This is a genomic window from Mycolicibacterium sp. XJ2546 (assembly GCF_053483195.1).
Genome location: NZ_JBEFRW010000008.1, coordinates 1 through 26,725 on the forward strand (window position 1 = coordinate 1; position 26,725 = coordinate 26,725).

The following is a 26,725-nucleotide window of genomic DNA, read 5'->3' on the forward strand; positions in this document are numbered from 1 at the left end:
GCTCCGCTCGGCGTCATCACCCGCCTACGATCCATAAATGGCCGAGGTCACGTCGCGCTCGCGGCTGAGTTCCTGGATGTACGCGTTGCGCACCACCAACCCGCCGCCGGACGCGCGCATCGATTTCGTCACCCGCTGGCTGGTGGTCACCCGCGCGGCCGTCTTGCCGATGACGCTGTTCGCCGGGTTGGTCGCGGCGTTGCTGGCCATCGGACAGCCCGGCCTGGACTGGCGCTGGCTCACCCTCGCCGTCGTCGGAATCGTGCTGGCCCACATCGCCAACAACTTGATGAACGACCTCTACGACACCAGCACCGGGCTCGACGAGGCCACCTATCCGCGGGCGTTGTACGCGCCCCATCCGGTGCTGTCCGGACTGGTCAGCAAGCGCACCCTGGGGCTGTCGATCCTTGCGGTGAACCTCGCCGACCTCGCGATCCTCGTCGTGCTCACCTGGGCGCGCGGATGGCCGGTCCTGGCGTTCGGCCTCGCCGGGTTCGTGCTGTCCGTCGCCTACACCGCGCCCCCGCTGCGGCTCAAGAAGCGCGGCCTCGGCGAACCCGATGTGCTGATCGTGTGGGGCCCGCTGATGGTGTGTGGCACCTACTACTCGGCCGTCGGCTCCGTTGGATGGGACATCGTGCTGGCCTCCATCCCGTACGGCCTGCTGTGCACGACCGTGCTGATGGGCAAGCACATCGACAAGATCCCTTACGACGAACCCCGCGGAATCCGCACCCTGCCCGTCATGCTCGGCGCACCCCGCGCCCGCACCGCGACCCTCGCAATGCTCGTGGGCTTTTACGTTCTGGTCGCGGTCGCCGTGGCCGTCGGTGCGATGCCGTGGCCGGCGCTGCTGGTCCTGCTCGCGCTGCCGCGGCTGGTCAAGCTGTGGCCATACTTTCGGCGCCCGCCGCCCGACGAACCGCCGCCCAACTTCCCGGTGTGGCCGCTGTGGTACGCCGCGCTCGCTTGGGTGCATGTCCGGTTGGCCGGCGCGCTGCTGGTCGTCGGGCTGGCGATCGGCGCGGTGCTGCGGATCGTCTAACTTGGAGGCGTGCGGCTCCTGCTGATCGCAGATACCCATGTTCCCAAGCGGGCCCGCGACCTGCCCGAGCGTGTGTGGGACGAAGTGTCGAAGGCCGACGTCGTGGTGCACGCGGGTGACTGGGTGGACGTCTGGCTGCTCGACAAGCTCGAGAAACGGGCCAAGCGTCTGGTCGCGTGCTGGGGCAACAACGACGACGCCGAGCTGCGCCGTCGCCTTCCCGAACGCGCCGACGCCAACCTCGGCGGGCTGCGTTTCACCGTCGTGCACGAGACCGGCGCCGCGACCGGCCGCGAAGCCAGGATGGCACGGCAGTACCCGGACACCGACGTGCTGGTGTTCGGCCACAGCCACATCCCCTGGGACACCACCGCCAAAACCGGTCTGCGCCTGTTGAATCCGGGTTCACCCACCGACCGGCGACGCCAACCGTTCTGCACCTACATGAGCGCGCGGGTCGCCAACGGCGCACTGTCCGACGTGCTGTTGCACCCGCTCGACCGTCATGCGTGACCGGCCCGCCCGCGTCGCCGACGTCCACGAGATCGCGTCGCGCATGCCGCACACCACCCGCGTCGAGGGACCGAAGGGCAACCCGATCTACCAGGTCGGCGCAAAGTCGTTCGTGTTCTTCCGCACGCCCCAACCCGACGCCGAGGACCCAGACACCGGCGAACGCTACACCGACGTCATCATGATCTGGGTGGAGTCAGAGGCCGACAAGATGGCGTTGATCCAGGACCCGAACTCGCCGTTCTTCACCACCGACCGCTTCGACGGGCACCTCTCAGTCTTGGTGCGCGCCAGCCGGTTACGGGAGATCGGACGCGTCGAGCTGACCGAGCTCATCCAGGACGCCTGGCTGTCGCGGGCGTCCAGGCGACGCGCCGACCGCTGGCTGGCCGAACACCGTCTTTAGCGCGTCACGTTGGCGTGCGACGCGCCGCAGATGAACACCGCCATCCGCGCGGGCGTGTCGCCCGGGTTCTTCCAGCGATGCCGGGTGCCGTTCTGCACGACGGTATCGCCCGGACCCAAGGTCACCTGGGCGCCGTCGTCCAGTTCGAGGACGACGGTGCCCTCCAGCACCACCTCGAAGTCGATGGTGTCGGTGGTGTGCATCCCGGGATCCGAGGGATCCAAGTAGCCGAGCATCCCCGGCAGCACGTCTTCCATCTCCGCCAACCCCGTCTCGATATCGAGCGGCTGGGCTTCGGCGCCGAGCGACGGCGGCAGCGTGAGCATTGCGAACCGGAAGCCGCCGATGGGCGGAAAGTAACTGTGCCACTGCGGCAGCGAGCCATCGCCAGGAAACTCCGGTGCCTTGTCGCCACCCCACAGCTGGTGAAACTCGGCCCCCGGCATCAACATCGGGCGGGCGGGCTGCACCGTGTCGTCGCTGACGAATACCGACTTTCCAGCTGCATCATGGCCGGTCACCACTCGGCGTATGTCCATTGGTGCAGTGAACCATCCACCGGATGCATATTGTGTCGACATGGAACAGAAACCGCCGACCGCGGTCATCGTAGTGGAAGCTGATCCCGACATCGAGGACGATGACCGTCCGGCTCTGGCTCGCATAGCCATGGCACGCTGGCCTCACTCATGACCGATCGCATAACTGTCTCAACCAGTACCGCACCAAAGTTGATGCATTCGGTTTGGCAAACCGTGGCGTAGCGTCGCCCGGACTAGCATCGCTAGATAAACGCGCCATTGGTATTCGGACCAGCCCAGGCCCAGCGCAGGATCCAATCTCGCTACTACAGAGCTAGGCGGAACTGCGGCCTAATCTAAAACTAATGGTATAAGGTATTTACGTCAACGCACAGGTGTGCCTACTGTGTTCGGAGATCTCGCTCCTGTGGCGTCGGTGCGGTGTTCCCGCGGTCGTCATGTACGCGGCTCGGAGTCGAATGCCGAAACTGTCGGGTCGGCCGAGAGCGGGCACCGTCGCAGACGACCTGGGGCTGGTTTTGGAACGCGACGGCTCGATGTGAGTGTGATGACCCGCCCCCATTTCGAAGGGAGACGTTGTGACCTGGGCATCGGTGGAAATGCCATTGAATGGCCTGAGAATCGTCGACATCACTTCGGGGGAGGATGCTCAGACCACGCGCTTGCTGGCAGACCTCGGCGCCGACGTCGTCAAGGTTGAACCGCCCGAAGGATCACCTGAGCGCCTCAGTCTCCCGTCGATCAACGGCAACACTGTCGGCTTCGCGTTGCACAACGCGAATAAGCGCAGTGTCATATTCGATCCTGTATGCGAGGACGATCGGCAGCGTTTCCTCGCATTGGTTGCCGACGCCGACATCGTCGTTGATAGCGGAAAACGCGACCAGTCCACTCTATTTGGGCTGTCTGGCATGGAGCTGTCGGATCGGTTCGAACACCTCGTCGTGATGTCGATGACCGACTTCGGCCAAGACGGGCCTCGCGCGGATTGGTTGGCCGATGATCCTGTGCTGGTGGCGATGTCTTCGGTGCTCTCGCGATCCGGGGCGCCCGGCGGGCCACCGATTTTGCCGCCGAACAGTCTTGCCTCATCCACCGCTGCCGCTCAAGCGGCTTGGGCAGTGCTCGTCGCGTATTACCAACGGTTGCGGACCGGCCGGGGCGACTACATCGACTTCTCACGCTACGAGGCGGTTCTTCAAGCACTCGATCCGCCGTTCGGCGCCCAGGGGCAAGCCGCTGCGGCGCGCGGACTCAGCACGGCCCGCCGCGGCCGACCTAATAACCAGGATGCCTACCCAATCTTTTCCTGCCGCGACGGCTGGGTCAGGATCTGCATCCTCGCGCCACGACAGTGGCGCGCGATGCGCTCCTGGCTGGGAGAGCCGACGGAGTTTCAGGACCCCAAATACGACAGCATCAGCGCTCGCGCGATCGACTTCCCTCGGCTTCGGATACTGATCGCTGAACTGTTCGCCTCGCAGCCGGGAGAAGAATTAGTCGCCCAGGGTGCCTCACGGGGAGTGCCTGTGGCGGCGATTCTTGCACCGGCGGACGTCGCGTCATGTGAGCACTTCATTTCCGTATCAGCGTGGACCGATGTCGATATGGCCGACGGCACGACCATCACCGTCCCCGACGGATGCACGGTCATCGACGGCACCCGCGCCGGCGTTCGTTGGCTGGCGCCGCAGCCCGGAAATGCTGCGTCCACATGGACAGAACGGCCGCGAGCGATGCTTTCCGCAGACCAACCGTCGCGACCGCTGAGCGGTCTGACAGTGCTCGACCTAGGCGTCATCGTCGCCGGTGGTGAACTGGGCCGACTATTTGCCGATATGGGCGCAGAAGTCATCAAGATCGAAAGCCCGACGTACCCTGACGGGCTGCGGCAGGCGCGGCCGGGCCAGATGATGAGTGAATCGTTTGCGTGGACGCACCGTAATCAATTGTCACTTGGGTTGGACATGCGAGCCAAGGGCGGAGGCGACGTGTTCAGCCGGCTGGTGAGCCAGGCTGACATGATCTTCGCCAACTTCAAACCGGGAACGCTGACTTCCCTTGGCTTTTCGTTTGAGGCGCTGCAGCAAATCAATCCGTGCGTCATCCTGACTGAGAGCAGCGCATATGGCGACGTTGGTCCCTGGAGCACCCGGCTCGGATATGGACCGCTGGTGCGCGCATCTACCGGCATAACCCAGCTGTGGGCCACGGAAGACCCCGCCGACCCGGACTCGCAATACCCGTTCTCCGACGCGGTCACCGTCTACCCGGATCACGTCGTCGCTCGCCTGGCAGCGATTGCAACGTTGGCCGTATTGATCCGACGCCGCAGCACCAGCCGCGGCGCACACATCCACATATCGCAAGCCGAGACCGCGATCAGTCAACTCGGTGTGCTCTACGCGACGGCTTGGGCTCGCAACGCAGGAACCGCGGTTGTCGAAGACCTCACTTTGCGCGGTGTCTATCCATGTGCTGGGGATGACGAATGGTGCGTCGTGACGATCGCTTCCGACGATGACTGGAACACGGTGACGACAGCACTCGGCGCGTGCGAGCTTGCGGAGGAACCGCACTTCGCCTCGATGTCGGATCGCTGGCAGCACCAGACCCGGATGAAGGCGTTGCTGGCTGATTTCACAGGGCGATTCGACGCCACTGCCCTGGCGGATTCGCTGCAACGCGGAGGCGTGGCGGCTGCGCCCATGCTGCGCGGAACCGACATCCTCGATGAGCCACAGGTACGTGCCCGCCGCCTCTATTCCGAGATGACGCATCCGCTGTTCGACGTAGCCCTGCCGACCGAAACCGGTCCGGCAAAGTACCGCCACATACGGCCGGTCGATCTGCGCCCCGCCCCGCTGCTCGGGGAGAACACCGTTGAGGTGTGTCAGCGACGGCTCGACATGGATAGCTCAGAACTGGACCGTCTGATCTCTGACGGCGTGCTTTTCGCCGCGAAACGGCCCACCCCCACCGACGAGGAACAGCCGGCATGACTCAGTCGCCCACAGCTGCTGACACCGCTCGACTCTTCATCGGCGGGGCTTTCCGTCCCGCCTTGAAGACAATCCCAGTGACCGAGGCCGCTACCGGACAACTCCTCGCCGACGGCCCGTGCGCAACCGAATCTGACATCGACGACGCAGTCGCCGCGGCCCACGAGCGTCCGGCCGAACAGTGGAGGACCGCCCCGCCGGCAGAACGTGCCGCGGCACTCAACCGCTTCGCCGCAGCATTGCGCTCGCGCGCTGCGGATACCGCCACGCTGGTCTGCCGTGAGAACGGCATGCCGATCACCCTGTCGCGACCGGTAAACGGCGTTTTCCCGGGTGCGCTCGTTGCCTACTACGCAAAGATGATCAAGGAGTGGAATCCCGAGGAAATCCGGTCGGCACTGGTGGGCCACACCATTGTGCGCCGCGAACCGGTGGGCGTGGTCGGAGCGATCACACCGTGGAACTATCCACAGTCCATCGCGATCATGAAGATCGCCCCCGCGCTGGCCGCCGGCTGCTCCGTCGTGCTCAAAGCCGCCCCCGAGACCGCACTGGACGCGCTCATCTTCGCCGAAGCCGCGGCGGACGCAGAACTACCGGCGGGCGTACTGAACATTGTGCCTGGCGATGCAGCGGCGGGGGCGCATCTGGTCACCCACCCGGGCATCGACAAAGTCGCTTTTACCGGATCCACGAATGCCGGCAGGCTGATTGGCGCCGAATGCGGCCGGTTGATCAAACCGGTCACCCTCGAACTCGGCGGGAAGTCCGCAGCCGTGGTCCTCGACGACGCCGACCTCGAAGCGACGATCGCGGGCCTGCGCACGGTCTCGTTCGCGAACAACGGCCAAACCTGTCATCTCAGCGCACGCATCCTTGTCCCGCATTTGCGATACGCTGAATTCATCGGTGCGATAGGTGATTTAGCAAACGGTATGAAGGTCGGGGATCCTCTCCACGACGACACTGAGATCGGACCACTAGTCAGCGCACGCCAGCGCGACACGGTGCTGGAGTACATCGAGATTGGGCGTGAATCAGAGGCGCGCCTGATCGCCGGCGGATCGGTTCCCTCCGATCAGCCGCGCGGATGGTTCGTCGCGCCCACCGTCTTCGCCGACGTCGACAACCAGAATCGCCTTGCCAGGGAAGAGATCTTCGGGCCTGTCGTGACGATCACGCCATACGGCGACGAAGCCGAGGCGATCCAACTCGCCAACGACACGGAATTCGGTCTCGCTGGCACCGTCTGGTCACAGAATGATGCTCGCGCCCGCGACGTCGCACGGGCCATGCACACCGGCTCGGTCGGAATCAATCACTACCAACTCGACATCCGATCACCCTTCGGCGGAGTCAAATCCAGTGGGTTGGGACGCGAACTCGGCCCCGAGGGTCTCCAGGCCTACCGAATCACCAAGTCGATGTACTGCGCCGGCCCGATCGCGCGATAGGCGGTTCGTCACCGACCACGCTGCGTCCTGTTCACCTCTGCGCGAGGCCGACCGCGTCCGGTGCGGTGAACCACATCCCGGAGGGGTCGATACCGTAATGGTCCACGATGTGCGTCGGCATGGCCCGCGGCGGCGAATTCTCAAGCAGGCCTTTGGCTGGGCGGCCGTCCAGGGTGAAACCGGCCAGGGCGTGCACGCAGAACTTGCCGTGAAGGAATGGATAGATGCCCTCCGGACCTCGTGTCCGGCCGGTGAGCCTGAACACCCGACCGTCCTCGTCCCGTAGTTCGGCGTCACAGGCACTCGGCGTCAGCCAGTCGTCGCGGATTGAGTAGCCGGTCGAGTACTCGTTGTCGAGCTTGCGCAGCCGGCCGTCCCGCGCGGCGTAGCCGATGATGTTTCGCGTTTGGCCGTCGGCCGCCAGAACGGGGAAGGCCTGCACGAAGTTGTTTTGGTCCGCGCAGGCGAAAATCCACTTCGAGGCTGGGAAGTGGTTCTTTCGCTCACCCCAGCTGTGGTCCATGTAACCGAAGGCGTCGATCTCGACAACGCCCCGGCCGCTTTCCACGCTGCCGACGGCACGACCGATGGAGTTGTAGTGTCCTCGGGCGAAGCCCACCGTTCCCACGGCTGAATGAACCGAGATCGGCCAGAAGAACGGCGTCCACTCGACCGCCAGCTGATATGTGGGGTGGGTCGCCCGGATGCGGTAGCGCCGCATCGGCTCGATCACCTCGAATTGCAGCCGGTCGACCTGACAGTCGTTGACGGGTGCATCGGGGATCGATCTGCCCGCGACGAAGCTCCGGTCCAACAGGTCGAGCGGTTCCGCCGAGGTGAACAGGTACGCGTTTGCTTGCCCGAGGTTGGGGTGGATTCCGATGCGGTAATAGCCCAGGACGCCGGAGCCCGGATCGCAGATGGTGAAGAGGCTGCTTTCCTGAAACCACACAGATTCGGTGGGCGGGTGGTTGACGTGGTCTTCAGTCGGGGCCGCTTGGAAGTCTGCGCTGATATCCAGGCTCATGGTGACAGCTCCTCGAGTCTGTTCCGGTCCTCGGTGGTGATGATGGGCGCCAAGGCGTCGGTGGCACCACCCCGGCCGTAGGGATCGCGCAGTACCGCCTCCACCAAGCGGGTCATTCGGGCAGGTTTGGGATCCTCGACACCCGGGTTATGGGCACTGCGCACGATCGTCGCGACCGCTGCGCGCACGAGAACCAGCACCCGGTAGTAGCAGATGCTGTCGTAGTCGATTCGGAGCCCGGAGACCCGCGCATATCGGGCATACCATTCGACGAGATCGTCGTCTTTTCGCAGGAAGCACTTGCGGAACCAGATCCAGGCCAGATCGTCCATCGGGTCGCCTACGTGACTGGCCTCCCAATCGATCAGTCCGGTGATCTCGGTGTCGAGATGCAGGAAGTTGCCGGGCCCGGTATCGCCCTGCAGCAACGCCGTGCGCTGCACATGTGCCGGGATGTATTGGTGGAGCCAGTCAAATGCCCGCCGCAGGACAGGTTCGCCGGATCCGAAAATTTCGAAGGAGCGCTGGTGGTGTCGCAGGTCCAAGAGAGCGTGTTCGGCGACGGTGGTCGGCTGTTCCAGTTCGGTGCCGAGCACGGCAGGATCGATCTCATGGAGTTCGACGATGGCGGCGATGAAGTTGTCGATCGTCCGCGCACGGGCAACGTCGTCGACGAACTCGAACGCCGCGGTGCCGGGCAGCCGTGTGATGAGGATCGTGTTGCCGTCCTCGGAAACCGCCGTGACGTCCGGCGTTGGGACGGCACTACCCTGCAGTGCGGTGAGGATGGCGGCTTCCCGGCGGAGGGTGAACGCGGTGCCTGTGAACGTGCCACGGCCGGTCTCCTGGCGCGCGACGTATTCGACGCTGTCACCTGTGCTGTTGCGTCCGGACACGATCCAGATGTTGCGGGAACGGCCGATCGGTTCTGGACGACTGAACCGCAGGTCTTCGAGATCGGTGACCTCGAAAATCCACTGCCGCAGGGCGGGTGAGGCCTCGTGGGCGGTGAGTTGATGGTGCACGTCAGCCCTTCTCTTCTCAGCGGACCCGGGGGAACTGTTCGGCGAGGTGCAGGTACTGGGTCCGGATCGCGACTTTCGAGATCTTGCCGGTGGCCAGCCGGGGCAGCGGTTCCTGCGCTAACACGACGTAGCGGGGAATCTTGTAATCCGCCAAGGCCTTTGCGCACTCCGCGATGATCACCGTCTCGGTCACCCCGTCCCTCGCGTGCACGATGGCGGCGGGGGTTTCGCCGAACTTCGGGTCGGGGGCGGCGATGACCGCGCACTCCACGACGCCGTCGATCGCACCCACCACCTGCTCCAGCTCGACGGGCGAGACGTTGATGCCGCCCGTGATGATGACGTCCTTCATCCGGTCCACGAAGGTGATGCGGCCCTGTTCGTCGACGGTGCCCAGGTCGCCGGTGTGCAACCAGCCATCCCGGAACGTCTCGTCGTCGATTTCGGACGCGTCCCAGTAGCCGGGCGCGACGCAGGGGCCGCGTACCACCAGCTCACCGGTCTCGCCTACCGCCGCGTCGGTTCCGTCGGCCCGGACGACTTTGACGTCGGTGAACACGTTTCCGATCCCGCAGCTGTCCGGGTGCTCGCGGAACTCGTGGGCCAGGGTGGCGGTGGCCGTGCCGCCCGCCTCGGTCATGCCGTAGATCTGGCGAAGCGCTACCTCCTTCTCGGCCCACCGCTGTAGCAGCGGCACGGGCACCGGTGCTCCGCCGACGATGGCCGTCCTGATCGACGACAGGTCGGCCGCGGCGAATTCCGGGGTCGATGCCATCTGCTGGTACAGCAACGGCACCCCGAAGAGGGCCTCAACGCGGTGTTCCTCGATCAGCCGAACTGCCCGGGATGGCACCAGCTCGCGCTCAATGACCAGGGTCCCTCCCAGCACGGTGGACATCAGTACGCCGAAGATCAGCCCGGGCAGGAACGCGAGTTGCACCAGAACGATCGAGGTTGATCCACTGTGGAACCCCTCCTCCACCAGTGATGCCTCGAACACGATGTTCAGCAGGCTGCGGTTGGTGAACACGACACCCTTCGACCGCCCGGTCGACCCGCTGGTGAAGATGATCGCCGTGGGCTCGTGCTCTTCCCGGTCGACCCGGAAGGTGCTCACCCCGCCATCGCGGAGTTCCTCGATGGTGTGGAAGGACACCAAGTTCAGCGGTGCACCCATGTCGCTGGTCTCGGTGACGATCTCGGTCAGCGTATCGTCCGCGATCACAACCGCGGCACCGGCGTCGTCCAGTACTTTGCGAAGCTCGGTGGGCGTGAAGCGGTTGTTCAACGGGACCAGAACCGCGCCGGCCTTCATCACCCCGAGGGCCGCGACGGGCCATACCGGGCTGTTGCGGCCGATGAGGCCGACCCGGTCGCCAGTGACGACGCCGCTGCTGCGCAGATCTTCGGCAATGCGGCTCGACCAGTGTTCGACGGTAGCCCAATCCAGGGTGGTGTCATCGAACACGAACGCCGGGGTGGTGGGTTTGGTCCGCGCCCACCACGACAGGGCGGACCCGATCGTCGCACTCATCGACGACGTTCCCGACCCTCGGCGACAACAAGCGCGCCGCCATCGAAAGCTACCGACATAGCTACCGACATTAGGTAATGCGGGGCGTGACAGCGGGTGCCGCGCGAGATTCGGGTCATGGCGTAGCGGTCCGCGTGGAAGCGCTGCGGGCATCGACGGCGTCAGCTGTCATGTCCGACGGGGCAGGACCGTCTCCGAGTGGCCGGAGGCCGCTTTGTCCGTCACCGAGCCGGTCACCGATGTAGGTGTGGAAGAAATGCAGCGGAGCCTCGTTTCGACCGACGATGGTGTCGGTGAAGGAATGGTTATCGACGCCCTTCTGCACTCGTCGGGCCACCCCCCAGTCCTCGGTGTATCCGACTTGGAGGAACCGCTGCCAGTTCTCCTCGACGTAGGAGTCGTGTTCCTCCTCGGAGGCGAACATATCGGGGCCAGTCAGGATGCGGATGTGCGTGAGGGAACGCTGAGGGTCCCCTGACGGGTGCGGTTCGATGGTCCAGACCTCGAAGTGCCTGCTTTGAAATACCAGGAAGGTATTCGGCAGGAGTAGGTAATTGGGGAACAGGTATTTCGACGGGTTGTCGGCCACGGTGTCGAGGTCGGCCGAGACGATGCTTCGTTTGCTCATCACCAGCCGGGCCGCGGCCGCCGAGAAGGTGTCGAAGACATACACGTTGTTGTTGATGTATCGCCCGACTGTCTCCGGGTGCACGAACTCCGGGTGGTACGGGTCGAGGATCCCGTCCGCGACGACCTTCCAGTTCATCGCCTCATCGAAGGTCTCGTGCCGCACAAGGCGCCATTCGGCGAGCCGGTGTGCATCGAACTCAGCGTCGAGCGCACCCAGCCGCTCGCCGAGGTCGGGCATCTGCCCGCCCGGTGACGGCACCGCCCAGATGAAGCCGTGCCGCTCCGCCACGGGGTAATCCACCAACCCCCACATGCGTTTCTCCATCGGGACGAAGCTGTCGAAATGGTGTGGGACACGCGAGAGTCGACCGTCCTGTCCGTACCGCCAGCCGTGGTAAGGGCAGACGAACGTGTTGGCGACACCGCAGCCGCCGTCCTCGACGAGTTGGGCGCCCCGGTGCCTACAGGCGTTACCCATCGCCCTGACGCTTCCGTCCGGCTGACGCACCAACAGCAACCGGACTCCCAGGAGGGTGACCGCCAGGTAGCTACCGGGGCTCGCAAGGTCGGAGCTCCGCGCAGCAAGCACCGGCTCCCGGCGCAGCAGCTCGGTCAGCTCGCGCTGGCCCCGCTCTGCATCCGTGTAGTGGTCGACAGGAACAAGCCACAGGTCGTCAAGGTAGGTCGTCGTCTTGTCGAGGACGAGCTGACGAAGCCGACGAAGCAGATCGAGCTCGGTCTCCGGACGCATCATTACCTCAATCATCACTGAAGGTAGCGCTCGACCCGCATTTTCCGGGGCGGCCACACCGATTTTATCTAATGGCTTTCGTTATACGTGGGACGTGGGGACGGCGTCAAGCGCTCGCGCAGCACGGGGCCCATCGCCACCAAGTGTGCGAGAATCTAACGGGAGATGGTTAAGAACATCGGAATCAGCACGGGCCAAGGAGGATCGGGATGGCACGGCCAAGCAAGCCGCTGATCAGCCGCGAGGCGACGGTCAAGGCGGCCCTCGCCCTGATCGATGCGGAGGGTCTTGACGCGCTGAGCCTCCCTCGACTGGCGCGGGAGCTCCACGTGAAGGCACCCTCGCTCTACTACCACTTCAGCGACAAGGACGAGGTTCTCGCGGCCGTGGCCCGGGCGGTCGTTGCCAAGACGGTTGTCCCTCGCAAACCTGCGCAGCCCGACTGGTTTCCGTGGTTCACGCAACTTGCGATGAACGTCCGCGAAGCGGTGCTCCGGCACCGCCAGGCAGCGCCGATCCTTCTGCGCCACATGCCACGTGAACTGCTCACCGACATCTACGAGGATGCCGCGGTGTACCTGGTCGAGTGCGGAGTGCCGATGCCGCTTCTCGCCCAGATCCTCGACGGCCTGGAGAAACTCACCCTGGGATCGGCCATCGCCGAGGCGATGGACTCCGTCTCGCGCTGGCGGTTCCGCTTCGAACACGCCGATCCGGGACGCCACCCCGTTCTCACCGCCGCCAGCGACGCCAACCGTCTGACGTCGAAGCAGATCTTCGAGAGAACGGTCCGCAGTTACCTGCTCGGCGTCGCGTCGTTGGGCTTCATCTCCCCCGTTGCTGCTCAGGACGCCCGGGCTGTCCCGGGTGCCTGACCCGCAGCCTCGGACTGGGCGACGCTTCGAGAGGCGGGCGTCCGTCGACCAGCGCACGTGTTGACGTTGGCGAACACGCGTCTATCGGTCCAAATTCGGTGGAGTGTCGCCGCTTTGGGGCTCGCTCGGTGGCGGCGTGTCATCGGCCACAGGCCAACACCGGCCCTTCCCTAGACAGATTTACCTAAAGGCCATAGGCTCGCGGGGCACCCACGATGACGCGCCGGTGGTGATCGCCGACCGGCCCGGCCGTCCGGATGGAAGGAGCTCTGGCATGGGTCGACTCGAGGGCAAGGTCGCGTTCATCACCGGGGCCGCCCGCGGACAGGGCCGCTCGCACGCCGTCCGATTCGCGGAGGAGGGCGCCTCGATCGTCGCGATCGACATCTGCCAGCAGATCCCGACCGTCTTCTACCCGATGGCTACCGCCGATGACCTCGACGAGACCGTCGCTCTGGTCGAGTCTCTCGGTGCTCGCATCGTGGCGAAGGTGGCCGATGTGCGGGACCGCGCGGCATTGCAGGCGGCTTACGCGGCGGGGATCCGGGAGTTCGGACACATTGACACGGTGCTGCCCAACGCCGGAATCATGCCGGTGATCAACGAGGGCGAACAGCGACAGGCATGGTTCGACGTGATCGACACCATGCTGACTGGCGTGTGGCAGACCGTGGAGGTCTGCTTGCCCGCGATGATCGAACGGGGGCAAGGCGGATCCATCCTGATTACCAGCTCGGCGGCCGGCCTGTCGAGCATCGGGCTCAATACGGCGCCCGGCACGGCCGCGTACTCGGCCGCCAAGCATGGCGTCGTCGGGCTGATGCGGCTGTATGCCTCGCAGCTGGCGAAGCACTCGATCCGAGTGAACACGGTGCATCCGACGGGGGTGAACACGCCGATGATCGTCAACGAGCCGTACGGAGCATTCTGCGAGGAGTTCCCTGAGATCGCGGGAAGCCCGAACTACCAGAATCCGATGCCGGTCGAGCTTGTCGAACCGGTCGATGTGAGCAACGCGCTCGTCTATCTCGCTTCGGACGAGGCTCGATACGTCACCGGTGTGACGTTTCCGGTCGACGCCGGCTACCTCAACCGCTAAGGACTGCCGTGGATCTTCGTGGCGAACTATTGATCGATGGCGTGTGGCGCACACCTGTGTCCGCGGTCCGCATTCCGGTTGTGTCGCCCAGCACCGGCGAGGTGATCGGGCAGGCGCCGGACGCTGACGCGGAGGATGTCGACCGTGCGGTTCAGGCGGCGCGCCGTTCGCTTCACCTGGGCGAATGGCGAAACGCATCAGTCGATGAGCGGGCGGCAGTGCTCGATCGCGCCCTCGACCTGCTCATGCCCCGCAGCGCCGAGATCGCTGCGCTCGTCACCTCGGAAATGGGCCTGCCGATCACGTACGCGGGTGTCCAGATTCCCGGGGCGCTGGGGGTGGGGAGATACTTCCTCGACACCGCGCAGAGAATTCCCGCCACCGAGGTACTGCGCACATCGTGCGGCCCGGCGGCGGTGCTGAGGGAGCCGGTGGGGGTCGTCGCTTCGATCGCGCCGTGGAACGGCCCGTTCAACATGGCCGTGGCAAAGATCTGGCCCGCTCTCGTGGCCGGATGCAGCATGGTTTTCAAGCCCGCGCCTGAAACACCTTTGGACGGATACCTTTTGGCTGAGGCGCTCGTCGACGCGGGGCTTCCGCGCGGGGTGTTCAACTACGTCACCGGAGACGCTGACGCCGGGCGAGCGCTGGTCGCACATCCCGACGTGGACAAGGTGAGCTTCACGGGCTCGACCGCGGTCGGCCGTGAGATCGGACGGCACTGCGCGACGAGGTTCGCACGGGTACAGCTGGAACTTGGTGGCAAGTCCGCGGCGATCGTGCTTGACGACGCCGATCTCGAAACGACGATGACGGGCCTGGCCACCGGATCGTTCTTCAATACGGGCCAGGTGTGTGCTTCCTACAGCCGGGTGCTTGTCCCCCGCGGCCGATACGACGAGATCGTCGGTGCACTAGTGGCCACGGCGGAATCGTTTGTGGTGGGCGACCCTTTCGACCCGCAGACGACCATGGGTCCGCTCGTGTCGACGCGCCAGCGCGAGCGGGTGCTCGGCTACCTCGAGATCGGCCGGAGTGAGGGCGCGACGCTGGCGACCGGCGGCCAGATCCCGGACGGGTTCGAGCGGGGAGCGTTCATTCAGCCCGCGGTGTTCGTCGGCGTGCACGGTGGGATGCGCATCGCTCAGGAGGAAATCTTCGGTCCGGTGGCGTGCGTGCTGTGCTATGACACCGTGGACGAAGCGGTCGCGATCGCGAACGATTCAGACTATGGGTTGCATGGCGCCGTATTCACCACCGACCCGGGCCGCGCCGCCGAGGTCGCCCACCGGGTTCGGACCGGGACATTCAGCGTCAATTCCTTCACATACAACCCTGAGGCGCCATTCGGTGGGGTGAAGAGCTCTGGCATCGGTCGCGATACCGGCCCCCAGGCGGTCGAGTCGTACTACGAGCTCAAGACGGTCAACCTCACCGAGGACACGATTGCGCCATTCCTATGACCGCCAATGCGTCCCGCGTCGGCTGCGTGTACTCAACGACCGTTGGTACAGCATGAGAGCGAGTCGCCGATACGATCAAAGCTGGCCTGCTGCCGGGTATTCCAGGATTAAACTATGTATGTTAGTTTTATCTCGCGGTGGACGGCACACTCGTCGTCGTTTGTCGTGTTGCGCGTGACCGCCGACCGAACAGGAGCGACCCATGGGGACCACGATGGCTGATCTCGACCCGGACCTCGTCGTGGATTTCGACGTCTATGACCCCTCGGTCACCATGCCGATCGACCGAATGCAGGAGACGACCGCCGCGCTGGCCGAAATCGGACCGTTGGTGTGGTCGACCGCGCACGGCGGACACTGGCTCGTCACCTCGTACGAGCTTGTGCACACCATCCTGCGCGACCCCGAGACGTTCTCCAGCTACCCAACCAACCTGGTCAACTCGAGCCAGGGCAGGCTTCTCCCAATCGATTTGGACCCACCGGAGCACACATCGTTCCGACGGGCTCTGCAGCCGCTGTTCAACCCGAGCCGGATGAAGGCGCTCGAGCCGCAAATCCGCGAGATCGTCATCGAGCTTATCACCTCCTTTCAGGCGGACGGTCGGGTGGAGTTCGTCGAGCGGTTCGCCCACGAGTTGCCGACCCGCGTGTTCCTGGCGCTGATGGGCTGGCCGTTGGAGCACGCACACCGCTTCACCGAAGCCACCGAGATCGCGTTGAACGGGCGACCGGGAGACACACCCGAACAGGCGGTGGAATCGCGCACCGAAGCCGTCTTCGGCATGTTCGGCTACTTCATGAACGTCATCGCCGAGCGTCGGGCCGCGATGCAGTCCGGTGACGCCTCATCCGCCGACGTCACGAACGCGATTATCAGTACAGAGGTCCTCGACGCCGATAGCGTCGAGCGGCCGCTCACCGACGACGAGCTTGCCCGGATGTTCTTCCTACTGCTCATGGCGGGTCTGCACACGACCCAGGGCTCACTGTGCTGGATGATGCTGCACCTGTCGCAGAACCCCGAGGAACGCGGCCGGATCATCAGCGATCCGACAGCCATCCCCGTCGCGGTCGAGGAGGTCCTCCGCTATGAAGCCGCAATCTCGATGGGTCGCCGGGCCCTGCGCGACGTCGAGATCGGTGGCGTGCGGGTGCGGGAGGGGGACCAGCTGCTCATGTTGTTGTGCGCGGCGAACCGGGACGCGGCGGAGTTCGCCGAACCGAACCGACTGGACGTCACGCGAACTCCCAACCGGCACCTCGCGTTCGGGTCCGGGCCGCATCGCTGCCTGGGGTCGCACCTGGCCCGACAGATGCTGACTACGGCGTGCGAGGAGTTGCACGCGCGGATTCGCGACTACCGGCTGGACCCACAGGACCCGCCGGTCGTGGTGCCCAGCCAGGTGCGGGGATTCGCGCGAATGCCGTTGCTGTTCACGCCCGTTGCCGCGGGCTGACCCGCGCCGAACGAAAGGAGCGGGAATGTTTCAGCGACTCACGGTGGACCGTCGGTACTGCGCCGGGCACGGGCTCTGCTATGGCACCGCCCCGGATCTCGTCGGGTCCGACGAGCAAGGAGATCCGGTCATTCTGGTCGATCCGGTGCCGGTGAGCCGGCTCGACGTGGCCCGCCGGATCGTCGAGCTGTGCCCGGAACGGGCGCTGGCCCTGGAACCTGTGCAACCGAGCTGATCCAGGCTTCGCAGCGGGCTGGCGGTCGGTGACAAGCGCAGCGCCGCAGCCGCTTCACAGCGTCGCCGCGGAGCCCAACACGGTCGCGCTCACCAGTGGCGCCATCGGACCACCGAGCAGCAGGGAGACGTCGGGGGTGTCGACCTGGTTTGCCGAGGTACCTCGGATCTGCCGTACCGCCTCGACGGCCAGCCCGATCCCATGCACGAACCCGTCCGCGATGTTTCCGCCCGATGTGTTGACCGGCAGTCGCCCGTCGGGAGCGCGTAGGTTGTCCACCGTCATGAACTCACCCGCCGCGGCACCTGATGGGCATAGCCCGAGGTCGATCATGGCGGCGACTGCGGGCCCGGTGAAGTTCTCGTACACCTGCGCGACGTCAACCTCGCCCGCACTGACCCCGGCGGCTTCCCACAGTCGCGACACCATGGCCGGATGGAAACCGGCGCTGCTGTAAGGCTCGTCGTTCTCCAGCTGCTCGCTCCAGTTCGGACCGGCGCCCTGCACTCCAGCGAGCACATAAGCGGGGGGCCGGGCGAAATCTTTCGCGCGTTGCGTCGCTACCACGAGCAGGGCGCTCGCGCCGTCGTTCTCACGCGAACAGTCGTAGAGCCGCAAGGGTTCTGCGACCCAGCGCGCGTCCGCGTAAACGTCGGGGGTGAGCGGCTTGTCGTACGCGATGGCGTCCGGATTCTGTTGGGCGTGCAGGTAGGACACCTCGGCCAGCGCCTCCATGGCAGAGCGCGGTACGCCCTCCGCCTGCAGCATCCGCTGTGTGCGCAACGCACAGATCTGCGCAGGCGTGACGATGCCGTGCGCGGTGAGCAGCGGCGGGAAGTGACCCTTGCCGTAGCTCTGCCTCCCATCGTCGGCCTCGGTGATACCGCGGTACACCGCGATGCACTCGGCTTGCCCGGTGACGACGGCGGCGGCCGCCTGGTTGATCGCGGCGGCGACGCCGCCTCCTCCGCCGCCCCAGACCATGCTGGACCAGCGCATCTCGCGCACACCCAACGCGGCGCCAACCGCGAGGCCTTCGTTGAGGTCGTTGGCGTAGGAGACGAATCCGTCGATGCCGCGGGGGTCTGCGCCGGCATCAGCACACGCGGCGAGGATCGCCTTGAGGACGAGCGTCAGCGCGGACTCGGGGCTGGTCCCTCGTTTGTGGTAAGGCGGGCTGGCAATGCCGACGACCGCCGCGGCACCCCGCGACCCTTGTGTTGCAGCCATTTCAGTCCCTTCCCTGCCGGCTCGCGCTCAATCGCCAGCGCAGCACTGGCCAGCCGCCCTCAGGCGCTACCTCGATCTCGGCCTCGACTCGTTGTCCGAGCCGCGGATCCACACCGTCGGCGTCGAGCAGCACGCCGAGCAAGCGTCGACCAGCCGCCAGGGGCAATTCGGCCAGCACGGTCACGAACGGCAGGTGCCCGGAGAATTCCGGTGCGAACGGATGCCACGTTCGAGTCCAGGAGTACACCAGTCCGGTCGGCTCGACCGCTTTCCACGACACCTCAAAGCTGTGGCAGCGGGCGCAGATCGGGCGATATGGCCAGATCCAGTTCGCGCAATCGCGGCACTGTGGCATTCGTAGTTCCCCGTTACGCAAGCCTTCCCAGTGCGGCGCGTCATGACCATCCTCAGCGGGACCGGCGCTGCTCATCCTCGGCGGCGTAGCGGGCATGTTCCGGACCTGGGTGACTCGCCAGCCCTCCGGTAGCCGGGTCCAGCGCGAGCGCAGCACGGTCCGTGACCCGTCCGACGCGGTGTACCGGATGAGGGCGGCGAACAAGCCGTCATCCTGAGGTTTCAGGTCGACCAGTTCCGAGGACACGAGACGGCGCGGCAAGGACGCCGATGCGATCAGCTGTGCGACCCGATCTGCACGGAAATCGGCGAGGATCGCCGTGTTGTCACCGGCTGCGACGTTGCTGCCGTGCCGTTCGACGATCTCGACGAGGTCGGGCGGAACTCCTGGAAACACTCTTCCCTCCACAGTGGTTATCCGTCGGTTCGACAGGCTGCGTGGTTCTGCGTGCAGGCACGCCGGCTATTACCTAGGCGTCTTAGGTACCGTGCCGCATCTGGAACGCGACGACTGACGGGTTCCCTCATAAGTCGAGCCGCAATCGTGGCGTCAGGCTTCGTGATACGCACACGAACATGCAGTCGTCGCACGCCCGCTCCTCCTCGGTCAGGACCGCGTCGCGATGATCTGGAACGCCGTCGAGCACGCGCGTCTCGCAGGTGCCGCACGTGCCTTCCCGGCACGAGACGGGCACGTCGATCCCCGCCTCGTGAAGGACGTCCACCACGGTGCGATTCGCGGGGACATCGAGTGTCTGCCCGCTCTTCGCCAACTCGATCTCGAACGCGGATTGGTCGCGAGTGTCGTGAGCTGCGGCGCGGAAGCGTTCGACGTACAGCGTCCCGGCAGGCCATGCCGCACACCGCTCCTGCAACGCGGTGAGCAGTGACTCCGGGCCGCACCCGTATACGGCTGTATCGGTGACGGGTGTGCCGAGCTCCTTCCCAAGGTCGATCAGACCGAACTCGTCCTGCGGCCACACACAGACATGTTCGCCGTAACCGCTTGTCAATTCGTTTCGGAACGCCATCGATGATCGTGACCGCCCGCCGTAGAGCAGTCGCCACGGCCGCCCCGAGGCGTGCACGGTCCGCACCATCGGCAGGATTGGCGTGATGCCGATTCCGCCGGCGATGAACAAATAGCGTTCGGCGTCCACGAGTGGGAAGTGGTTTCGCGGCCCCCGCACGGTGACCGTGTCGTCCTCGTGCAAGGAGTCGTGCACGCGGGCAGAACCGCCACGACCGGCCGGCTCACGCAACACCGCGATTTCGTAACGCGACCTGTCGCGCGGATCCCCGCACAGCGAGTACTGGCGGAGAACGTCATCCGCTAAAACCAGGTCGATGTGTGCCCCTGCAGTCCACTCAGGCAGGTCGATGCCCGCGGGGTCGATGAGGACGAAGTGCGCAACTGATTCAGCGACGTAGTCCTTCTTTGCGATCGTCAGCTGGAGCTGCCGCTCGTTCGACTGCATGAGAAGCTACGCCTCACTATCCGCTCGGATCCTGTCAACAAAATATTAATCTATATCCTATAGATAAATCCAGCGCTGAGGGCGCCCCGTTCTGTCGGGAGCGGCACGTGAACCGCGAGCAACCCCAGGCGGTGAGGGGTGGTCAACGCCCGAAGGTGATCACTGCCGACCGAGGCGGGCTGCGCTCGGCATGCGATGCTTCGCGGCGCGACTCGCGACGCGACCAAAATCGCCAGGGGAGAGTGGCTTTCACGCCGGAAAACGAGTCGGAGGTCTATCTTCACCGACTAGCCCGACGGCGGCGTCAGCATGCTCTGCCAGGTCTTCTTTCCGCTGTTCGGCGCCAGATCGGATTGTTTGTAGACGCGTCCGTCCGGTCCCAAATAGGTGCCCGTAGCGGGGTCATAGGTCGCTGTCGCGATCGGTGATTCCGGCTCGGGAAGTACCGGCGGCGCGTTCGGTGCGGGGTTCGCTGCTGGCGCGGGCCCGGGCGGGGCCTGGGGGATGTCTTGACCCGACAACGTCGCGTTGGGGTCGCCTTTCCAGTTGAACCCGTCGTTGAGCGGCTCGTACTCCTTATCGCTGTTGCACATCTTCGCGGTAGGGGCGCGCTTGCCGGGCTTGGTCATGCACGGCAAGTTGCGTGCGCCGCGGACTGCGTTCCAGGAGTCCTGGGGGATACGGCAGTACAGGGCGTCGGCGGGTCGATCAGGGGTATCGGTCAACGAGGGCGTGCGTTGCTGTTGCGCCGGAAGGTATCCGGTGGTGCACGGCGGTGGCAGGTTGATATTCAAGTTGAACGACAGGACCTCGCCGGGATGTTTGGTATCGCGGTTGGCCACCGTGCCGGCCTGCATGGCCTGCACCCCCATCGGCACCAGAACGAGCAACTGCTCGATGCCGGGGTGGTACGTCAGTGCCAGGTGGCCGATTCCCGCGAGGTTGGACATCAGCACCGGCACGCTGGGCTGCAATCGATCCACCAGCTGACGCGCCTCATCGGCGGCATTGCTGCCGTGTTGAATGAGGCCTCGGACAGCGCCGTCTTCGGACTTCACCTGCGCGGTGAGAGCGGCCATTTTGGCCGCCCACGTGTCGATGGAGTCCGCCGAGTGAGCTTGGGAGTCGAGAAGTGGCTTGGAGTGATCGATGAGGTTGATCAACGGATCCAAACTCTCACGCGCATCGATCGCCAGTTGTGTGGAACCGTCGACGACTCGGGAGATATCTGGACCTAGACCACCTACCGCCGTGTAGCTTTCATCGATCACCGTCTTGAGGTTGTCTTTTGGTATGGCCAGAAGCCCGCGGTTGGCTGCGTCGAGCAAACCACCGATATCCGGCGGTACCGACGTGTTGTCGATGCCGATGACATCACCGTTCTTCAGCGGAGCGGCGGCTCCGCGTGGCACCAACGCCACATACTGCTCGCCGATTGCCGAGGTGCTGTGAACCTCGGCCTCGAGGTCGGTGGGGATCGCCACATCCGAACGCAGCGACAGCACGGCATCGACACCGTTGGGCGTCAGGCGAACAGCGGTGACCCGGCCGACCTTGGTACCGCGATAGGTGACGTTGGCGGTCTCGTACAGACCGCCCGCCTGCGGCAGTTGAATCGTCACGGTGTAGCGGCCGACGCCCAGCATGGTGGGCACTTTGATGTAACCGAAGATCATCACCGCACCGGCGACGGTGGCCACCGCAGCGAAGATCGCCAGCTGAATCTTGATCCACTTGTTCAGGCGCATGGTTACGGACCTTGGTCGAGTCGGTAGGGAACCACCAGCGGATTGGCAGCCGTGTAGGGACTGGGCAGCTGGCCAATCGTGCGGCCCCATTGCATTTCCAACTCGGTGAGGTCACCCTCCCATCGGGTTCCAGTGAAGAGGTTGTTGTCGATTCGGCTCAGGGTCAGGTCGGCGATAGCGGTCATGTTGGCGTAGTCGCCGCGGATCCAGTTGTCCAGAGTGGCCTTTGGCCAAGGGAAGGTGCCCAGAAAGTCCAGCGATCGGGTGAGATCGGGCCCCGCGTCGGCGAGCGACTGCAACACCGGGGCCACCTGTTGGAGCTCCTTGACCAGGTTCTCTTTGCTCCTGTTGGTGGTATCGGTGGCCAGGGCACTGAACTTCCCAAAGGCATCGGCTGCGTCGACGAGATGGCCCCGTTGTTCAGCCAGCACAGCCAACGCGTCGGGGATCGCGCGGATGGCTTCGTCGAGTACCGGCTTCTGGTCGGCCACCTGGCTCACCAGACCGTTGAAGCTCTCTGTCGCCGAAATGATGTCGTCGGTCTGGTGGTGCAGATGATCGACGAATTGGTCGAGTTGTTTGATCAGCTCGCGCAGATCGGTCTCGCGGTGGGCGAATGCGGTAGCGAAAGCTGCAGTGATGTCCTGGACTTGCCCGATGCCGCCGCCGTTGAGCATCAGCGATAGCGCCGCCAGTGTCTGATCGGTGCCAGGATAGGCGCCGGAACTTTCCAGGGGGATCAGCGAGCCCTCATGCAGCTTTCCCCGCCGGGGAGCGTCCGTCGGCGGCGCAAGTTCGATGTGCAGCGAGCCCAGCAAGCTGGTCTGCCCGACCATGGCGGTGGCGTTCGCCGGCAAGTCGACATCCCCGTTGAGTCTCATCGTGACCAGGGCGTGCCAACCTTGGCGCTCGATCTTGGTGATCGTTCCAACATTGGCGTCTCCGACGCGTACACGTGAATTCGGCTGGATATATCCGACATCGGGCAATTGGGCTTGCACGGTGTAGGAACCGGCGCCGCGGCCCTCGGTGCCAGGCATCGGTAGCGAGTTCAGACCGTGCCATTCGCAGGCTGTCGTGCTGGCGACGATGACGGCGAGGGTGCCGGCGATGGTGCGCCATCGCCGTCCCGCGTCGGAGCGGGTCACGATCCACCTCCCGGGATCATCATTCCGGGCAGGCCGGCTGCTGGGTCGGTGTGCTGTGTTTCTCGTGCGGCATTGGAAACGTCGGGCGCCGTCGGTGCTTCGGCAGCCAGCGGCGCACCGTCGGGTGCATCCGGCGATCTGGCCGGCGGCGGTGTCGCCGGCGGTGTTGGCCGAAAGTCAGGCCGCAACCAGTCCTCGGAATACGTCAGCTCATTGGGCCGTGCGGATTCACCGACGAAGTAGTTCATGCCCAGGGGCGGGAAGTTGAACTGCCGGTTCTTCATGATGGGCGCGAGGTATTGGACACAAAGCTTGGCCGATTGCTCAGCGTTCAACCGGGACGCTGCCTGAATTGCACCGCACAAGAACGAGATCGGGTTCGCAAAGTTCTGCAATGTCAGAGCCCCGGTGATTCCTTGTTGGGTTGGTTGGTAGATGTTGATGAAGTTCTGCAAGGTGTTGGGAAACAGGTGCAGTGCCTGTTCAACTTCGTCGATGCTGTCGTGAATAGCGGAGGTGACCGACGCCAGCTTGTCGGTGGTGGTGCCTAACGCTTCTCGATTTTCGGAGATGAAGCTGGTCGTGTCACCGACCACATCGTTGAGGTTCTTGATCGCTGTGCCGACCGAGCCGGGGGATGAGTCCAAGGCAGCGGTCGCTGCGGCGAAGTTCGCGTTGAGTTGCTGCAGCAGCGCCGAGCTGTCCTGCAGAGCAGAAACCACCACAGAAAGGTTTCTGACCGTGCCGAAGATGTCGTTGCTGTGATCGCCGAGTGCTGAAAACGCTTGCGACATCGTCTTGATCGTCTGGCGCAGGTCGACACCCTGACCGCGCAGGTTGTCTGCTGCGGTGTCGATGAAGGCACCAAGCGTGCTGACCCCACCCGGTTGGGTGGGCTGCAGGGCATCGGTCAGCTTTTCCAGCTGCTGGCGCAGGTCGTCCCATTCCAGGGGAACCGCGGTGCGGTCCTGGTTGATCACGGCGCCGTCGGTCATAGCGGGCCCGCCGGTGTAGGCCGGTGTCAGCTGGATGGCACGTGCGGTGACCAGCTGTGGTGCGATGATCGCCGCCTTCGCGTCGGCAGGTACCCGATATTTGTCCTCGACCCAGAAAGTCACCTTGGCGTGCAGCGGCTGGGGATCGATGCTCTCGATTCGGCCGACGCGAACGCCGAGGATGCGGACCTCATCGCCCGCGAACAGTCCGTTGCTGTTGTCGAAATAGGCCACAACGTACGCGCGGTTGAGCGCACCGATCACGCGGGACTGCAAGGTCATGCCGCCGACGATCAGCAGCGCGAGCACCACCGCGAGGCCGTTACGCAACTTTCGTGACCTCATCGCGGTCCTCCATCAACAGCGTTGGCATCGGGAATGGACGCCTGGTCAGTGGTTGGTGCGGCCGGCGAGGCTGCCGGCGGTCCAGGCGGAGGCCCGCCAGGTGCCGGCGCAGGTGCGAGTTCGCGATACGGGTAGCAGCCGGGCCCTGGCAAGGCAATTCCGGGCGGGCCGCACTGCTGGTCATCGGGATTGCCGGTGATGGCGTCGGGGATCGTCAACCGGGGCTCTCCTGCTTGACCAGTGCGCGGGAACGGCACGGGCATCGCCGGCACGGCCCGCTGTCCCGTTTGCGGATCGGTGCGCTCGGAGGGCAACAACACGTTGGGATCCAGACCCAGGTCCTGGAATGCTGCGTCGATGAAAGGCTGGATGAATTGGCCGGGCAAGAGGTTTGCGATGTACGCCTTGAAGAACGGCCCAGAGGCCACGGATTCGCCCAACGACATTGCGTACTGGTTGAGGTACGTGATGGCCTCCTGCAACCCGGCCTTGTGGTTGTCAACGATCGAGAGGACGACATTGAGCTTGTCCAGGGCCGGCCGCAGCTGCGTCCGGTTGTCGCCGATGAACCCCTTCAGCTGCACCGCCATCGCCGACAGGTTGCCCGAAATCTGTGCCAGCGCATCGGTCTGCGTTCGCAGCGCAGCAAGCAAGGCGTTGCTGTCGGTCACCAGCTTGGCCACCTCTTCTGCTCGGTCAGACAGCACTTCGGTGGCCTTGCTGGTGTTGGACAGGAGCTCGCGCAGCGCGGCGTCGCGGATGCTGAGCGTCTGGGTGAAGCGGCCGACACCTTGCACCGCTGCTTTCAACTCAGGCGGGGACTCTTTGAACGTGTCAGCAAGAGTCGCCAACGATTCCGAGACCGCGGCGGTGTCCAGGCCGTCGATCGTGGCTGACAGGTCCCCGAGGGCATCCGGCAGCTGATAGGGCGCCTTGGTGCGCTCGAGGGGGATCGCCTGGTCGAGGTGGCCGTCACCGCGGGGAGTGATTTGGAGGACCTTGGCTCCGAGCAGGCTCTTGGTCCGGATATTGGCTTCGCTCTGCTGTCCAAGGCGGATGGTTTTGTCGATGTCGAATTTGACGAGTACCCGGGCCGCGTCCAGGTCGACCGACGACACCTCGCCGACGCGGTACCCCGCGACCTCCACTGCCGCGCCCGACTGCAAGCCGCCCGCTTCGCTGAAGTAGGCCGCGTATTCCTTGGAGTCACCGAGGAAGGGAATCTTGTTGTATTGCAGCGATACCCCGGCCAGTCCCACGACGGTGATGACGCCGACGGCACCGATGACGAAGTGATTGCGTTCTGCGAATGATTTCACTTTGGTGCACACCGCCCGGAGGCCTGGCCGACCAGCTTGACGTATACCGGCTGCCCACCCTTACCGTTGACTTTGAGAATCAGGTCGCAGAGGTAGAAGGTGAAAAAGTCACCCATGATCCCCAGGCGGCTGAGCACCTTGTACGAATGGGGAAGGGTCTCAAGGTAATTGTCGAACCATTCATGGTCGGCTGCCACGATCGAGGTCACCCGGTCGGTTTGGCCGACCGTGTCGTTGAAGGGTTGACGTGCCTGGCTGAGCAGGTCGGCGATCGACGCTGCCGCCGAGTTGGTGTAGGCAACTGAATTGGTGATGTCGGTCTTGCGGGCGGAAAGTCCGTCGACCAACCGCGACAGTGAGTCGACGACCTTGCCAAACTGCTCGTTTTGTTCGCCGAATGTCTTCATAACGGCGTTGAGGTTGTCGATGACCTGGCCGATCAGCTCATCGCGGTCGGCCAGCGTACTGGTAACCACCGCGGCCTGGCTCAGAAAGGAGTTGATGGTGGCGCCCTCGCCTTGGAAGGCGCCGATCAATTGGCTTGCCAGCGCGTTGACTTGCTGCGGATCCAACGCGCGGAAAAGTGGCCTGAAACCGCCGAGCAGCGTATCCAGGTCAAGCGCCGGCTCGGTATTGGCCGTGGGGATGGTCCCGCCGGGGTTGAGTTTCCGTTGCTCACCACCGTTTCCCTCGCTCAGTGCCAGATAGCGGTCACCGATGGGGTTCTCCCAGCGGACGGCGACGTTGGTGGACGTCGTGAGAACCGCCGTCGGGTCGGTGGTGAACTCGACGAGAGCCCGGGACGCATCGGTGACAGCGATGTGCTTGACCTTGCCGACTTCGACGCCGGCGATACGGACGAAATCGCCCTCTTTGAGTCCGCTGACGTCAGCGAACTCTGCTCGGTAGGTCTGCTCGCTGGAGAATCTGAACTGCGAGAAGACACCGTACAGTACGAATGTCCCTGTCAGACAGATGATCACGAAGACGACGAAGCCGATCGTCGCGCGTCGGAGATTGTCATGCACGGTCGAGTGTCCTCGGC

The 26,725-nt window shown here is 64.6% G+C and carries 23 protein-coding genes; 10 read left to right on the forward strand and 13 right to left on the reverse strand.

Translation table 11 applies throughout. The annotated features are described in order from the left end of the window. The first annotated feature begins 37 nt into the window (after nucleotides 1-37). The 3 genes from ABQE44_RS14670 to ABQE44_RS14680 are packed head-to-tail and all read left to right on the forward strand — an operon-like array spanning nucleotide 38 to nucleotide 1,967. Complete coding sequence (locus ABQE44_RS14670; protein ID WP_448430551.1) at nucleotides 38-1,048, forward strand: prenyltransferase; 1,011 nt, start codon at nucleotides 38-40, stop codon at nucleotides 1,046-1,048. A 9-nt stretch (nucleotides 1,049-1,057) separates the two neighbouring features. Beyond that, nucleotides 1,058-1,561, forward strand: coding sequence for a metallophosphoesterase family protein (locus tag ABQE44_RS14675; protein WP_448430553.1), 504 nt, complete (start codon nucleotides 1,058-1,060; stop codon nucleotides 1,559-1,561). Then, complete coding sequence (locus ABQE44_RS14680; RefSeq protein ID WP_448430555.1) at nucleotides 1,554-1,967, forward strand: hypothetical protein; 414 nt, start codon at nucleotides 1,554-1,556, stop codon at nucleotides 1,965-1,967. Before ABQE44_RS14675 ends, ABQE44_RS14680 begins: the two co-directional genes overlap by 8 nt. Here ABQE44_RS14680 and ABQE44_RS14685 read toward each other — a convergent pair. Further along, nucleotides 1,964-2,506, reverse strand: a complete 543-nt coding sequence (locus ABQE44_RS14685; protein ID WP_448430557.1) for a cupin domain-containing protein — start codon at nucleotides 2,504-2,506, stop codon at nucleotides 1,964-1,966. The two genes, ABQE44_RS14680 and ABQE44_RS14685, sit on opposite strands and share 4 nt — an antisense overlap. A gap of 602 nt (nucleotides 2,507-3,108) precedes the next feature. Between ABQE44_RS14685 and ABQE44_RS14690 the strand changes: the two genes are divergently transcribed. Then, nucleotides 3,109-5,511 (forward strand): CaiB/BaiF CoA-transferase family protein, encoded by a 2,403-nt coding sequence (locus ABQE44_RS14690; protein WP_448430769.1) that lies wholly within the window; start codon nucleotides 3,109-3,111, stop codon nucleotides 5,509-5,511. After that, complete coding sequence (locus ABQE44_RS14695; RefSeq protein ID WP_448430559.1) at nucleotides 5,508-6,965, forward strand: aldehyde dehydrogenase; 1,458 nt, start codon at nucleotides 5,508-5,510, stop codon at nucleotides 6,963-6,965. The genes ABQE44_RS14690 and ABQE44_RS14695 overlap by 4 nt, the downstream gene beginning before the upstream one ends. 31 nt (nucleotides 6,966-6,996) lie before the next feature. Here the strand turns inward: ABQE44_RS14695 and ABQE44_RS14700 are convergent, their stop codons facing one another. From ABQE44_RS14700 to ABQE44_RS14715, 4 genes are all read right to left on the reverse strand, one after another. Further along, nucleotides 6,997-7,992 (reverse strand): DUF7064 domain-containing protein, encoded by a 996-nt coding sequence (locus ABQE44_RS14700; RefSeq protein ID WP_448430561.1) that lies wholly within the window; start codon nucleotides 7,990-7,992, stop codon nucleotides 6,997-6,999. Then, nucleotides 7,989-9,017, reverse strand: coding sequence for a phosphotransferase family protein (locus ABQE44_RS14705; RefSeq protein ID WP_448430563.1), 1,029 nt, complete (start codon nucleotides 9,015-9,017; stop codon nucleotides 7,989-7,991). Before ABQE44_RS14705 ends, ABQE44_RS14700 begins: the two co-directional genes overlap by 4 nt. A gap of 16 nt (nucleotides 9,018-9,033) precedes the next feature. Continuing rightward, a complete protein-coding gene (locus ABQE44_RS14710) occupies nucleotides 9,034-10,551 on the reverse strand; it encodes a class I adenylate-forming enzyme family protein (protein ID WP_448430565.1) in 1,518 nt (505 codons plus the stop codon). A 115-nt stretch (nucleotides 10,552-10,666) separates the two neighbouring features. Continuing rightward, the gene (locus ABQE44_RS14715; RefSeq protein ID WP_165614122.1) at nucleotides 10,667-11,935 is read right to left on the reverse strand and encodes an aromatic ring-hydroxylating oxygenase subunit alpha; all 1,269 of its coding nucleotides are present in this window, start codon (nucleotides 11,933-11,935) and stop codon (nucleotides 10,667-10,669) included. Nucleotides 11,936-12,141: 206 nt separating this feature from the next. Here ABQE44_RS14715 and ABQE44_RS14720 point away from each other — a divergent pair, with 206 nt between their 5' ends. The 5 genes from ABQE44_RS14720 to ABQE44_RS14740 all read left to right on the forward strand — a co-directional run bounded on the left by ABQE44_RS14720 (nucleotide 12,142) and on the right by ABQE44_RS14740 (nucleotide 17,063). Continuing rightward, complete coding sequence (locus ABQE44_RS14720) at nucleotides 12,142-12,807, forward strand: TetR/AcrR family transcriptional regulator (protein ID WP_069405166.1); 666 nt, start codon at nucleotides 12,142-12,144, stop codon at nucleotides 12,805-12,807. A 274-nt stretch (nucleotides 12,808-13,081) separates the two neighbouring features. Next, a complete protein-coding gene (locus ABQE44_RS14725; protein ID WP_069405165.1) occupies nucleotides 13,082-13,906 on the forward strand; it encodes a mycofactocin-coupled SDR family oxidoreductase in 825 nt (274 codons plus the stop codon). 8 nt (nucleotides 13,907-13,914) lie between these two features. Continuing rightward, on the forward strand, nucleotides 13,915-15,369 hold the full coding sequence (locus ABQE44_RS14730; RefSeq protein WP_069405164.1) for an aldehyde dehydrogenase: 1,455 nt from the start codon (nucleotides 13,915-13,917) through the stop codon (nucleotides 15,367-15,369). Nucleotides 15,370-15,571: 202 nt separating this feature from the next. Continuing rightward, nucleotides 15,572-16,828 carry a cytochrome P450 gene (locus ABQE44_RS14735; RefSeq protein WP_448430567.1) on the forward strand — a complete coding sequence of 419 codons (1,257 nt, stop codon included), beginning with the start codon at nucleotides 15,572-15,574 and terminating at the stop codon, nucleotides 16,826-16,828. A 25-nt stretch (nucleotides 16,829-16,853) separates the two neighbouring features. Continuing rightward, nucleotides 16,854-17,063 (forward strand): ferredoxin, encoded by a 210-nt coding sequence (locus ABQE44_RS14740; protein ID WP_069405162.1) that lies wholly within the window; start codon nucleotides 16,854-16,856, stop codon nucleotides 17,061-17,063. A gap of 54 nt (nucleotides 17,064-17,117) precedes the next feature. Here the strand turns inward: ABQE44_RS14740 and ABQE44_RS14745 are convergent, their stop codons facing one another. The 8 genes from ABQE44_RS14745 to ABQE44_RS14780 form a co-directional block, all read right to left on the reverse strand. Next, entirely contained in the window at nucleotides 17,118-18,293 is a 1,176-nt protein-coding gene (locus tag ABQE44_RS14745) for a thiolase C-terminal domain-containing protein (protein ID WP_448421051.1), read from the reverse strand. A gap of 1 nt (nucleotide 18,294) precedes the next feature. Then, complete coding sequence (locus tag ABQE44_RS14750) at nucleotides 18,295-19,056, reverse strand: Zn-ribbon domain-containing OB-fold protein (protein ID WP_448430569.1); 762 nt, start codon at nucleotides 19,054-19,056, stop codon at nucleotides 18,295-18,297. A 115-nt stretch (nucleotides 19,057-19,171) separates the two neighbouring features. Next, nucleotides 19,172-20,125 carry a PDR/VanB family oxidoreductase gene (locus ABQE44_RS14755; protein ID WP_448430571.1) on the reverse strand — a complete coding sequence of 318 codons (954 nt, stop codon included), beginning with the start codon at nucleotides 20,123-20,125 and terminating at the stop codon, nucleotides 19,172-19,174. A gap of 287 nt (nucleotides 20,126-20,412) precedes the next feature. Next, nucleotides 20,413-21,873, reverse strand: coding sequence for an MCE family protein (locus tag ABQE44_RS14760; protein ID WP_448430573.1), 1,461 nt, complete (start codon nucleotides 21,871-21,873; stop codon nucleotides 20,413-20,415). Between the two features lie 2 nt (nucleotides 21,874-21,875). Then, nucleotides 21,876-23,021: an MCE family protein gene (locus ABQE44_RS14765; RefSeq protein WP_069407167.1), complete on the reverse strand. Its 1,146-nt coding sequence runs from the start codon at nucleotides 23,019-23,021 to the stop codon at nucleotides 21,876-21,878. Beyond that, complete coding sequence (locus ABQE44_RS14770; protein WP_448430575.1) at nucleotides 23,018-24,361, reverse strand: MCE family protein; 1,344 nt, start codon at nucleotides 24,359-24,361, stop codon at nucleotides 23,018-23,020. The genes ABQE44_RS14765 and ABQE44_RS14770 overlap by 4 nt, the downstream gene beginning before the upstream one ends. Continuing rightward, nucleotides 24,358-25,680 (reverse strand): MCE family protein, encoded by a 1,323-nt coding sequence (locus tag ABQE44_RS14775; RefSeq protein WP_448430577.1) that lies wholly within the window; start codon nucleotides 25,678-25,680, stop codon nucleotides 24,358-24,360. The genes ABQE44_RS14770 and ABQE44_RS14775 overlap by 4 nt, the downstream gene beginning before the upstream one ends. Continuing rightward, nucleotides 25,677-26,708 (reverse strand): MCE family protein, encoded by a 1,032-nt coding sequence (locus ABQE44_RS14780; RefSeq protein WP_448430579.1) that lies wholly within the window; start codon nucleotides 26,706-26,708, stop codon nucleotides 25,677-25,679. Before ABQE44_RS14780 ends, ABQE44_RS14775 begins: the two co-directional genes overlap by 4 nt. Nucleotides 26,709-26,725: the final 17 nt, after the last annotated feature.

Bases quoted from the DNA above. Each gene is read 5' to 3' on its own strand.
- ABQE44_RS14670 (WP_448430551.1), top strand. From the start codon at position 38: ATGGCCGAGGTCACGTCGCGCTCGCGGCTGAGTTCCTGGATGTACGCG.
- ABQE44_RS14680 (WP_448430555.1), top strand. From the start codon at position 1,554: ATGCGTGACCGGCCCGCCCGCGTCGCCGACGTCCACGAGATCGCGTCG.
- ABQE44_RS14685 (WP_448430557.1), bottom strand. From the start codon at position 2,506: ATGGACATACGCCGAGTGGTGACCGGCCATGATGCAGCTGGAAAGTCG.
- ABQE44_RS14690 (WP_448430769.1), top strand. From the start codon at position 3,109: ATGCCATTGAATGGCCTGAGAATCGTCGACATCACTTCGGGGGAGGAT.
- ABQE44_RS14695 (WP_448430559.1), top strand. From the start codon at position 5,508: ATGACTCAGTCGCCCACAGCTGCTGACACCGCTCGACTCTTCATCGGC.
- ABQE44_RS14700 (WP_448430561.1), bottom strand. From the start codon at position 7,992: ATGAGCCTGGATATCAGCGCAGACTTCCAAGCGGCCCCGACTGAAGAC.
- ABQE44_RS14710 (WP_448430565.1), bottom strand. From the start codon at position 10,551: ATGAGTGCGACGATCGGGTCCGCCCTGTCGTGGTGGGCGCGGACCAAA.
- ABQE44_RS14715 (WP_165614122.1), bottom strand. From the start codon at position 11,935: ATGATGCGTCCGGAGACCGAGCTCGATCTGCTTCGTCGGCTTCGTCAG.
- ABQE44_RS14720 (WP_069405166.1), top strand. From the start codon at position 12,142: ATGGCACGGCCAAGCAAGCCGCTGATCAGCCGCGAGGCGACGGTCAAG.
- ABQE44_RS14725 (WP_069405165.1), top strand. From the start codon at position 13,082: ATGGGTCGACTCGAGGGCAAGGTCGCGTTCATCACCGGGGCCGCCCGC.
- ABQE44_RS14735 (WP_448430567.1), top strand. From the start codon at position 15,572: ATGGGGACCACGATGGCTGATCTCGACCCGGACCTCGTCGTGGATTTC.
- ABQE44_RS14740 (WP_069405162.1), top strand. From the start codon at position 16,854: ATGTTTCAGCGACTCACGGTGGACCGTCGGTACTGCGCCGGGCACGGG.
- ABQE44_RS14745 (WP_448421051.1), bottom strand. From the start codon at position 18,293: ATGGCTGCAACACAAGGGTCGCGGGGTGCCGCGGCGGTCGTCGGCATT.
- ABQE44_RS14755 (WP_448430571.1), bottom strand. From the start codon at position 20,125: ATGCAGTCGAACGAGCGGCAGCTCCAGCTGACGATCGCAAAGAAGGAC.
- ABQE44_RS14760 (WP_448430573.1), bottom strand. From the start codon at position 21,873: ATGCGCCTGAACAAGTGGATCAAGATTCAGCTGGCGATCTTCGCTGCG.
- ABQE44_RS14770 (WP_448430575.1), bottom strand. From the start codon at position 24,361: ATGAGGTCACGAAAGTTGCGTAACGGCCTCGCGGTGGTGCTCGCGCTG.